Raw genomic sequence first — 8,514 nt, forward strand, 5'->3', positions numbered from 1 at the left:
TGGGGGTGGTGCTCGAGCCCGAGGCGCAGCCCTGAACGGGGGGTGGTGTCCCGGGGCCGGGACGGGAACCGGCCACCCCGCGCCGCCTGCGCTCAGCTCAGGGTCCGGCCAGAGGTTGTCCCGGTAGCTCTCCCGCTCGTACTCCTGTGCGCTCGGGGACGGTCACCGCGCCCGTGCGCGGCATCGGAGCGGTCGGCAGGTGCCATCCGTTCGGCCAGCACCCGCAGCGTCTCCAGGCCAGCCAGCACCTCCTCGCGATTGTCCGACACCTTCATCCACGCCGGCAGCCGAGCGCACATCGACATCGTCGGCCGCACTCCGCCACGCTCTCGCAATCGCGCCCCGACATAGGCGGACAGCTCGGCGACGTGCTCCTCGTTGTAGGCCCACAAGATGTGACCGGCGCAACGGGTCTGCAGCCATAGCGGCCGCTGGAAGAACGGATCCTCGCTGCCACCCAGCACCGCGCCGACCAGCCCAGCCCCCTGCACCTCAGGTTTCCAGTCGGTGACGGCACCGCACCCTCCGCAAACCAGACGACGCGGCTGGAACAGGAGCTCGCTGAAGTATCTGGGATCAGAAAGGCCAGGCCGAGGGATCACGAGAGCGCAGCCCCCGCATCGCGGACAGACCACAAGCATCCGACCCGCGAACCGAGCCAGCCAGGCCCCTGAGTCATAGTGACGAGCGAGATCAGTGCGCGGCGTGGAATCCATGACGGACACCATCGCAGGTCCGCGCTACGAGCAGCTACCGGGTTCTCGAACATGCTCCCCAGGTCGCTACCAGCCACTTTCGACACACGGCCTAGCTTGATCTTTAACCTGTGCGGCGTGGGCGAGGAGATGCAGACTTCTTCGTTTTTCGGTTTCGTGAGGCCCGTTTTGCGGACCGTGTGGATGTCGTGGCGTGGAGTCGGCCGGGCGATCGACGGTTTCGGCCCGGACGTCGTCCTCACCGACCAGCAGGCGGTAGCGGGCGCGCTGGTCGCCGAGCGCCGGGGGATCGTGCATGTGACCTCCGCCAGCACCTCCGCGGGACTGGTCGACCCGCTGGCCGGGATGCCCGACGTACGGGCATGGCTGACCGGGCTGCTGGACGGCTGCGCGCCCGGATCGGCGCTCCGGGGTGTGGCGGCGATCCCCGCTTCTCGCCGTACGGGACCATCGCGTTCACCGGCCGGGCACTGCTCGGGGACAAGCCCCTGCCACATGACCGGGTGCGCCTGGTGGGTCCGGCCGTCGCCCCGGGCGGCACCGGCGGCTCGGACTTCCCCCGGGCGAGCCTGGCTCCGGACCGTGCGAAGGTCCTGGTCTCGCTCGGTACGGCGAACGCGGACGCGGGCGGCCCGTTCCTGGCCGCGGCGGTCGAGGCCCTGAACAAGCTCGCCGACCGGGTGCAGGGCACCGTCGCGCACCCGGGCCGGCTGCTCACCGGCGTACCTCCGGGGGTGCTGGTGCGCGGTTACGTCCCGCAGCGGGCGCTGCCGCCGCACCTCGACGCCGTCGTCTGCTACGCCGGACACAACACCGTCTGCGAATCCCTGTGGCATGGGGCGCCGCTGGTCCTCGCCCCGATCCGCGACGACCAGCCCATCGTGGCCCGGCTGGTGGTGGACGCGGGCGCGGGGGTGCGGGTGCGCTTCCAGCGGGTGGACGCCGCCGGGCTCCGCGCCGCCGTCGAGACCGTCCGCGACCCCGCCGCGGCCGGGCACCTGGAGGAGATCGCGGAGCGGTACGTCGGCGGGCGGGCCCGCACGCGCGGGCCGGGTCGAGGGGGCTGAGCGGCGCCGGTCGGGGCGCGGTGCTCTCGCGGCTCGCCGTCAGGTCTGCGCGCGGATGGCCTGGACGACCAGCCGTGCCGCCGGGCTGGGTTCGTGGCGGTCCCCGCGGTGCAGCAGATCCAGGCGCCGGGCACCGAGCATCGGCGCGTCCAGTAGGTGGACCGCGCTCTCGTCGCGGCCCGCCAGGGCCAGCGCCGGGACCACCGCCGCCGCCAGGCCCGCGGCGACGACGGCCAGCGTGGCGGAGTAGTCGAGGCATTCATGGACCCGCTTGAGCGACGCGCCGTGGTGCACGGCCACGCGGTCGAGGGCCCGGCGAGCGGCCGAGCCCGGCGGGCCGCTCAGCCACGGGCGGTCCAGCAGCGCCTGGACATCCGCGACCGGGCCCCATACGGCCGGGACGGCGATCCGGTACGGGTCGTCGAGCAGATGGACGGCACACGCTCCCCGGACCTCGGTGGGTCCGTCCGCCGCGTCGCCCTCGATGATCAGCAGGTCCAGGGCGCCCGAGCGCAGCGCCGCCTGCCCCGGCTCCGGTTCGATCTGCCGGATGCGGACCTCGACCTGGGGGTGGGTCTCGGCGAGCACGGCCGCCGCCGGGGCGACCAGGTTCGCCAGCACCGTGACGAAGACCCCGACCTCGACCGGACCGCTCACCTGCCCGGTCAGGGCGCTGAGTTCGCGTTCCGCGTCGGCGAGCACCTCGGTCAGCCGCCGGGCGTGCCCGGCCAGCAGCCGTCCGGCGGCGGTGAGCCCCACGGTCCGGCGCCCGCCGAGGCGTGACCGGTCCAGCAGCGTCACCCCGGTCTCCGCCTCCAGACGGGCGATGTGCTGGGACACGGCGGACGGGGTCAGGTGCAGGACCTGCGCCGCGGCGAGGACGCCTCCGGAGTCGGCCACCGCTCGGAGCACGGCGAGTCGCCGCGGGTCTATGCGCATGTAGTGAAGCTACACGCGTGATGAAGAAAGACTCGATGGAACTTAACCCGCGCGGGGCCCAGGATGGGCGTCATGAGCGATTTCCGCGCGTCGATCGACGCCGACGTGACCTTGGCGAACGGCGGTTCCCTCCAGGTGCGGGGCTACCCGCTGGACGTACCGGGCTCCGATACGACGGAGCAGCGGCTCACGGAACTGCTCGCGGCGGCCCTCCGGCTGGGCCCGGACGACCGCGTACACCTGCCGGCCGGGGCTGGCGCCGGCTCCTCCGGGCCGGGGCGGCGGGCGGAGGCACCGTCCCGGCTGGTGGACCTGAGCCATGTGATCAGTGAGGGCATGGTCACCTTTCCGGGGCTGCCCGGACCGGTCATCAGCCCGCATCTGACCCGCGAGGCGTCCCGCGACCACTACGAGCCGGGGACGGAGTTCGCCATCGACCGGATCAGCATGGTCGGGAACACCGGCACCTACCTCGACAGCCCCTTCCACCGCTACGCGGACGGCGCCGACCTCGCCGGTCTGCCGCTGGAGTCCGTGGCCGACCTGCCCGTCGTCGTGGTGAGCGGGCCGCCGGACGGCGAGCGCGGGTTCGACGCCGCCGCCTTCGACACCGTCGACGTGGCCGGTGCCGCGGTTCTCCTGCGCACCGGCTGGGACCGGCACTTCGGTACGGAGGACTACGCCCGGGACGCGCCGTACCTCACCGGCGAGGGCGCGCGGGCGCTCGCCGGCGCCGGGGCCGCGCTGGTGGGCATCGACAGCGTCAACATCGACGACATGAGCGGCTCCGCGCGCCCCGCGCATTCGATCCTGCTCGACGCCGGTGTCCCGGTGCTGGAGCACCTCACCCGCCTGGACCTGCTCCCGGCCTGCGGCGCCCGGCTGCACGCCGCCGCGCCCCGCGTCCGCGGCTTCGGCACCTTCCCGGTCCGTGCCTACGCCGTCGTCCCGGCCTGAGGCTATCCGCGCCAGACGCGGAGCAGCAGGTGCTGAGTCTCACGCCATTGCCCTCAGGACTTCTCATTGAATTGTCTGAGGGCAGAACTCGATCTTGGCCAGAATTGCCGTCTATCGGGAGGCCTGAAGTGAGACACCACGTGAGAATGAGTGCGGCGCTCTCATGAGAAAGGCCTGTTCGCTGGAGTGAGATTCAGTATACGAAGTGCCCCGTGAGCTGGGCCTTTGCGCTGCGTTACCTGCTGCGCTGGACCGGCGCATGCCCCACCTGCCACCGCGACCTACCCGCCCGGCTCCGAACAGGCCACCACGGCACCCCCAACCAGCACCTCGCGGCATCGGCATGGGGCGCGAGCACCGCCCACATCACCGACAACGCTGACAATCAAGGCCGCAGTCTGCCTTCGATGGGCTGTTCGGGGCGAAACCCCCCCAACGTGGTGCAGCGGGACGCGACCACCTGAGAGAAGGGCTCTTCAGGGCGCCGTCCGGGTCCGCGCACCCCGGGCGTTGCGGCGCCCGGCCTTCACCGGTCCGAAGGTTTCCCGGTCGTTCAGGAAGCCCTCCAGGGCGAAGGTCGCGGCGCCGAGGCTCACCGGGTTGTCCGGGACGGTGCTGCGCTGCAACCGCACGGCCTCGGGCGGTTGGGGTGCCGCCTGCCGCGCGACCACCTCCCGGGTATGCCGGAGCAGCGGTTCGCCCAACCGGTCCGCGAGCCAGCCCCCGACGACGAGTGTCTGGGGGTTGAGCAGGTTGAACAGGTCGGCCAGTGCGGTGCCCAGGTAGTGGGCGGTCCGCGTGATCGTCTCGACGGCCACCGGGTCGCCCTGGGACTGTGCCCGCGCGACGGCCTCGACAACGGCCGACTCGTCGGGGTCGCGCAGCAGCGGGCTGTCCGGGGACAGCTCGCGCACGGTCCGGGCGACGCCGGAGGTGCTCACGTACGCCTCCACGCAGCCCTCCTTGCCGCATCGGCACTCCCGCCCGCCCAGGACCAGGCAGCTGTGGCCCCACTCCCCGGCGCTGTTGGTGGCGCCGCGGTACAGCGCTCCGTCCACCGCCACCCCCGCGCCGACGCCCGCCCGGAGGGTGACCACCACCAGGTCGTCGACGTCACGCCCCGCGCCGAACCACATCTCGGCGACCGTGCTCGCCTTGAGCGGGTTGTCCAGATAGAGGGGCGTGTCGAGTCGTTCGGCCAGCAGGGCCCGCAGCGGAACATCCCGCCAGGACCAGTACGGGGAGTACACCGAGACACCGCCCTCCCGCTCGACCAGGCCGGGAACGCTGACGCCGGCGCCGAGTACCCGGGACGAGGGGGTGCCGGTGGACGCCAGCAGCTCCCGCACCCCGGTCACGATGGTCTCCACGACATCGGCCGGTGCGACCTTCGCCCCGGGCAGCGGCAACTCCACGCTCCGCAGCACCGTCAACGACAGGTCGAACAGCTGGGCCTGGATGCCGGTCTCGGCGACGTCGATGCCGAGCAGGACCCCGCGCTCGGCGTTGACCGCCAGCCGGGCTCGCGGGCGTCCGCCGCCCGACTCCTCGTGCCCGGCCTCCACCAGCACCTCCACCTCCAGTAGCTCGGCGACGAGGTTGGCCACGGTGGCGAACGACAGCCCGGTGGCCGCCGCGATGTCCTGCCGGCTGACCGGGGCGGGGGCCGCGTAGACACACCGAAGGGTGTCGAACCGGTTGCGGCGCCGGATGTCCTGAGCGGTGCGCTTGACCACCGTCGCGTCCTCTCGTCGGGTCGAGGTGTTCGCCAAAGGCGACAAGCCTATTCGGAGCTTGGACAGACTATTTACAAGGGTTAGACGAAGCCTTGGTCACGCCGACGTGACGAGGAGCAACGACATGCGCATGACCGCGGTGCCCTGCCCGCCCCCACCGGGGCGGCTGACCGAGGGGCCGGTGTGGGATCCCCGCCGGCAGGAACTGCTGTGGGTCGACATCACGGCGCACCGGATCCACCGGGGCACTCTGGAGCGTCGGGGTCTGTGCTTATTGGCAGCGCGGAGGAGACACATCCGCCGTGGCGGCGCGGCCGGGAATGCGCCGCCCGGTACCACCCCGAGCCGGTGCACTGATGGCCGGAACTATGGCCCATGTTGTTATCGCTGCCAACAGTCTTGCTGCCAAGACGTCGAAGGCCTGGGAACCACCCCTGCTCGCACAAGATGTTGGCGATATCATGATCATGGAGCAGACGAGGGAAGGGACCTATGGCCAAGCGAAGTGCCGACGGCGGGGAGCGACCGCCCGGAATGGCGGATGTGGCGCGGGTCGCCGAAGTGTCGGCACAGACGGTGTCAAGGGTGCTGTCCGGGCATCCGAACGTGCAGGAGCACACACGTGCCAAGGTCATGGCCGCCGTGGACCAACTCGGATACCGCCGGAACAGAGCCGCGCGCATGTTGTCCTCGGGTCGCAGCCGCGCCATCGGCGTGGTGAACCTTCAGACCAACTTCTCCTCACGCGCGGCCGTCACCTCCGGCATCAAGGACGCGGCCCAGGCCGCCGGCTACGCGGTCAGCACGGCCACCACCACGTCTCTCGACACGTTCGCGATCGACAGCGCGCTGTCCCGGCTGGCCGACCAGGGCGTCGACGGAGTCATCCTGGCGGTGCCGCTGATCCACAGCAGCGAGCGCATCGAGCAGTTCACCCGCTCCACGCCCACCATCACCATCGACGGATCGCGCACCGAGTCGGCCGAAGTGGTGGCCATCGACCAGGCGTTGGCGGCGCGCCTGGCCACCGAGCATCTGCTGGGCCTGGGCCACGACACCGTATGGCATGTCGCCGGCCCCGAGGCCTGGCTGGACGCCACCAGCAGGCGCGAGGGCTGGCGTGCGACGCTGGAGGCGGCCGGCCGGTCGGTACCGCCGCCGCTGGAGGGAGACTGGTCCCCGGCGTCGGGCTACCGCAACGGACTCATCCTCGGCAGGATCCCGGACGTGACCGCGGTCTTCGTGGCCAGCGACGAGATGGCGTTCGGAGTGATCAAGGCGCTCCACGAGCTCGGCAGGCGAGTCCCCGACGACATCTGTGTGGTCGGCGTCGACAACATCGATCTCGCGGAGTACTGCTCACCGCCCCTGACCACCGTCGCGCAGCCGTTCGCGCAGATGGGCGCGCTTGCCGTGGCGCACCTGCTGAGACACCTCGAGGACCCCGACGCCGCGCCCGAACCGACCGTTGTGGAACCCGAACTCATCGTACGAGCGAGCACCGCGCCGCGCGCCGCGACGGAACCGGCTCCGGCTTCCCCCGCACGGCGCTCCAACGCCATGGCCGCGCCGTCGCAGGAATAGCGCGGGGCTATCCCACCCGCGTCCCGGATCCCGGACGCGGGTCCTCTCCCTTCGGCGGTGATCAAGGTCATCACGGACATTCCGTTCCCGGGGAGCGGCGTGCGGCTCTTCAGCCGTGGGGGTGCGGCTGGTGCGTCCATGGCGTGGGCAGCCGCCCTTCGCCGGTCAGCATCTGTGTCGCGAGTGCGCGCAGGGCCGCGGCGAAGACTGCCGGGTTGCGGAGGAACTCCATGTGGATGCCGGGGAACTCGGCCCAGGGCACACCGATCCGGCGGGCGATCTCGGCCGCGGGCCGGGCGTAGTACGCGCCCCGGTCCGCGGCGCCCGCGCCGAGCACGATCGGAAAGGGCGCGCCTTTCAGTGCGGCCGTGTCGGGGTGGAAGTCGGCGAAGCCGGGCCACTCCGTGGCGAACAGGTGGTCCTGGTTGTCCAGGAACCGCTTCCAGAGGTCGTCCGGCCAGCGGTAGGTACCCTCGCCGCGGGTCGTCTCCGCGAACCGTCGTCCGGCCGCCGCGGCGCCGGCCTCGGCGTAGAGCGCGGCCATGTCGCGGAAGAAACGGCGGTCGGGGTCGCCCTCGGGCAGGACGTTCACCGCGGGCGGCTCGTGCGCGACCAGGCCGGTCAGCACCTGCGGGTGCAGCGCTGCCAGCGTGAGGCCGATGATCGCGCCGCCGCTGTTGCCGAACACGAGAGCGTGTCCGCCTGCCACCGACTCGATCAGTCCGCGGGCGTCGGCTGCCTGCCGGGCGAGGTCCATCGGTTCGGGAGACCGGCCGGTGCTGCGGGAGTTGCCTCGCCGGTCGTAGGTGATCACCGTGAAGGTGTCGGCCAGTTCCTGGGCGACAGCGCGGTAGTACCCGGCGTCGCCTCCGGCTCCGCTGATCATCAGCAGCGCCGGTCCGCTGCCGCGGACTTCGTGGTACAGGCGCGCCCCGTCGCCCTCGAACATGCCACTGCGCATGGCTGGACTCCGTCTCGTGGTGAAGCGTCGGTTGCGTGCGTTCAAGTGGCCGGTTCGTCGAAAGCCAAGGGCCGCGCGCGGCGTGGCAGTCAGGCGGCAGGCGGGGGTCCGACCCGCGGTGTGTCAGGACCGGGCGAGGCGGGGGAAGAGGCGTTCGGCGTTGCCGCGGTTGACGGCGTGGAGCTGGTCGGGATCCCAGTGGGGATAGTCGTCCACCCCGGTGTCGAAGCCGGTGGCCCATGCCTCGGGAATCATGGGGAAGTCGCTGCCGTAGAGGACGTGGCCGGGTGCCGCGAAGGCGAGCAGTGAGGGCAGGGTGGCCGGGCCGGCGGAGACGGCGGTGTCGAAGAAGAAGCGGCGGATGTCGTTCAGCAGGCCCTCGGGGGTGGAGTCGAGGTGGAGCCGGGCGGCGACGGCGAAGCGGTGGGCGGCGTAGGGCAGGAAGCCGCCGGCGTGCGGGAGGTTCATCGTGATCCGGGGGTAGCGCCGTGGCACACCGTTCAGGGCCAGGTGGAGGGCCGTGCGGGTGGTGTCGTAGGGGAAGTCCACCAGGG

At 71.8% G+C, this 8,514-nt stretch carries 8 protein-coding genes and 1 pseudogene; 4 read left to right on the forward strand and 5 right to left on the reverse strand.

Annotated features, from left to right (window positions below):
- Window positions 1-92 precede the first annotated feature (92 nt).
- Complete coding sequence (locus E4099_RS34505) at window positions 93-491, reverse strand: hypothetical protein (protein WP_245245139.1); 399 nt, start codon at window positions 489-491, stop codon at window positions 93-95.
- A 587-nt stretch (window positions 492-1,078) separates the two neighbouring features.
- Between E4099_RS34505 and E4099_RS24710 the strand changes: the two genes are divergently transcribed.
- Window positions 1,079-1,783 carry a glycosyltransferase gene (locus tag E4099_RS24710; RefSeq protein WP_245245140.1) on the forward strand — a complete coding sequence of 235 codons (705 nt, stop codon included), beginning with the start codon at window positions 1,079-1,081 and terminating at the stop codon, window positions 1,781-1,783.
- Window positions 1,784-1,822: 39 nt separating this feature from the next.
- On the opposite strand, the gene E4099_RS24715 is transcribed toward E4099_RS24710, so the two are convergent.
- Window positions 1,823-2,722 carry a LysR family transcriptional regulator gene (locus E4099_RS24715; RefSeq protein WP_135341326.1) on the reverse strand — a complete coding sequence of 300 codons (900 nt, stop codon included), beginning with the start codon at window positions 2,720-2,722 and terminating at the stop codon, window positions 1,823-1,825.
- Window positions 2,723-2,794: 72 nt separating this feature from the next.
- Between E4099_RS24715 and E4099_RS24720 the strand changes: the two genes are divergently transcribed.
- Window positions 2,795-3,679 (forward strand): cyclase family protein, encoded by an 885-nt coding sequence (locus E4099_RS24720; protein ID WP_135341327.1) that lies wholly within the window; start codon window positions 2,795-2,797, stop codon window positions 3,677-3,679.
- Between the two features lie 476 nt (window positions 3,680-4,155).
- On the opposite strand, the gene E4099_RS24725 is transcribed toward E4099_RS24720, so the two are convergent.
- On the reverse strand, window positions 4,156-5,451 hold the full coding sequence (locus E4099_RS24725) for an ROK family protein (RefSeq protein WP_245245141.1): 1,296 nt from the start codon (window positions 5,449-5,451) through the stop codon (window positions 4,156-4,158).
- A gap of 94 nt (window positions 5,452-5,545) precedes the next feature.
- Here E4099_RS24725 and E4099_RS24730 point away from each other — a divergent pair.
- Together E4099_RS24730 and E4099_RS24735 are read left to right on the forward strand one after the other, a co-directional pair.
- Window positions 5,546-5,629, forward strand: a pseudogene (locus E4099_RS24730) (hypothetical protein); the annotation flags it as partial.
- 278 nt (window positions 5,630-5,907) lie between these two features.
- Window positions 5,908-6,999 carry a LacI family DNA-binding transcriptional regulator gene (locus E4099_RS24735; RefSeq protein ID WP_135341328.1) on the forward strand — a complete coding sequence of 364 codons (1,092 nt, stop codon included), beginning with the start codon at window positions 5,908-5,910 and terminating at the stop codon, window positions 6,997-6,999.
- 109 nt (window positions 7,000-7,108) lie between these two features.
- Here E4099_RS24735 and E4099_RS24740 read toward each other — a convergent pair whose 3' ends face one another.
- A complete protein-coding gene (locus tag E4099_RS24740; RefSeq protein ID WP_135341329.1) occupies window positions 7,109-7,960 on the reverse strand; it encodes an alpha/beta fold hydrolase in 852 nt (283 codons plus the stop codon).
- Window positions 7,961-8,083: 123 nt separating this feature from the next.
- A partial coding sequence (locus E4099_RS24745; RefSeq protein ID WP_167828470.1) for an amidohydrolase family protein occupies window positions 8,084-8,514 on the reverse strand: 431 nt, incomplete at its 5' end.

Source organism: Streptomyces palmae (assembly GCF_004684805.1).
GTDB lineage: Bacteria > Actinomycetota > Actinomycetes > Streptomycetales > Streptomycetaceae > Streptomyces > Streptomyces palmae.